Consider the following 1,596-nt stretch of genomic DNA (forward strand, 5'->3'; position numbering starts at 1 on the left):
CACGCGGTCATACGACCCTTCATATCCCAGCTCTTGCAGCTCTGCATGGAGTTGCTTCAAATTGCGGCGCTGCTTACGCGGCTTGCTCGCCTCGCTCTTCAGCCATCCCGATAATTGCAGAGAATATTTGTCCAGTCCGCTCGCGATATGGCGTTCGGCATAGCTGGGCTCAGTGATCTCCGAACGCAGGTAGCGCCGGACAGTATTGCGAGAGATGCCCAGTCGCCTGGCGATCTCGCGTAGAGGAATCTGGTCACGTATGTGCCAGAGTCGAATGATGCCTAGTAAAGCCACGTTGATCACTCCGTTCTCCTGCCGATAAGACAGGTCGAATTGTGCTCTTCACGTGGGTCACCCATTAGCCGTCCACAGTCAAGAGCGCGAATGCTTTCCTCGCATACCTCGCGATCAACTTCAATAACTTAGCCATCACCTTTGGACTAGCTGCATACGTTTGCGAGCTAAGTCCCGAACGGCGCGAACAGGCTGAGGCATGATGTAGCCTTCGGGCAGTAGCCCGAGACGGAGGATGTGAGCCAGATGACGGGCATCGGATTCGTCACCGCGATGCTTAAGGCCATCATATTGTTTTATCGCAGTGGTGTTCGCCAGGTGGAGCGAGTATCCAGCCGCCACTAAGCCGTCAACCAGCCAGTACCAGTTGTACGTGGACTCCACGACTACACCGAATAACTCCTGCTGATACGGACTGAGCGCTGCGCAGATGGTTGCCAGATCGTTGGGTAAGCGCTTGGAATACACGACCTTGTCGGCGTCGTCGGAGACGACGACAAGGCAGTTGTTGGAATGAAGATCAATGCCACAAAATAACATGACGTCCTCCTCGATAAAGTTCGGATTCGTACCGTGACTTTATTCCTCGGCGTGGCCGAAGGGAGGACGGCTAGATGATTATCAGATTCAGTTGCAAATTACTGGGGAAAGTGGGTCACTTTTCGATGCAAATCAACACCGAAATATCAGATACACTTTCCTCGCGCTTTGGCGACTGCTATGAATGGCAACGCTAGATACCCTGTGAGCAAAAATGTAGGTTGGCGCTTTAGACCGTCTGAGTGAAGACAGTCCTGTACCTTAGCTTCAATAAAAGCAGCAGTCATAATATCCGTATTGGCGGACCTGAATGCTATGGCGCTTTGATAATACGGCAGCGGCGGTGCTTCGTTTTTTAACGTTTCAGCGACTGCTTTGCTTATCGATGCATCGACGCGTCCCTGCATGGCCTTCAACTGAACTTCGGATGTGACGGTATCGTTCAATGGATCCTTCACGTTTTCGGCAGAAATAGCCGCTGTAGAAAATATCAAGATCCCCAGAAACAGTAGTTTCACAACGCGCCTCCTCTCCGAATAGATGCTTTCAGGCCGTACGCCATATTGAGCAAGTTACGTTAGGTCCGTTTATGGCCGAGAACGGTCCTTTAAAACTCTAACTCATCTAGCCGTCCCTGTCAGATTAATCATCATTACACTGATTTTAGTTATATTTGAAATCATAGGCATATTTTTTTGGAAAAACAACTATCTCATTGTTATCATCCACATAGCGCAGATAGACGTGATTTATGTCATCCTC

2 protein-coding genes and 1 pseudogene are annotated in these 1,596 nt (G+C 50.0%); all 3 read right to left on the bottom strand.

Translation table 11 applies throughout. The features are described 5' to 3' along the window. Window positions 1-303: helix-turn-helix domain-containing protein (locus tag GTP46_RS29075; protein ID WP_161010110.1), on the bottom strand; the 303-nt coding region annotated here is incomplete at its 3' end. A 132-nt stretch (window positions 304-435) separates the two neighbouring features. Then, window positions 436-834 (bottom strand): annotated as a pseudogene (locus GTP46_RS29080) (IS110 family transposase); the annotation flags it as partial. Window positions 835-980: 146 nt separating this feature from the next. After that, window positions 981-1,352 (bottom strand): hypothetical protein, encoded by a 372-nt coding sequence (locus tag GTP46_RS29085; RefSeq protein WP_161010111.1) that lies wholly within the window; start codon window positions 1,350-1,352, stop codon window positions 981-983. Window positions 1,353-1,596 lie beyond the last annotated feature (244 nt).

It is taken from the genome of Duganella flavida, from assembly GCF_009857445.1.
GTDB lineage: Bacteria > Pseudomonadota > Gammaproteobacteria > Burkholderiales > Burkholderiaceae_D > Rugamonas > Rugamonas flavida.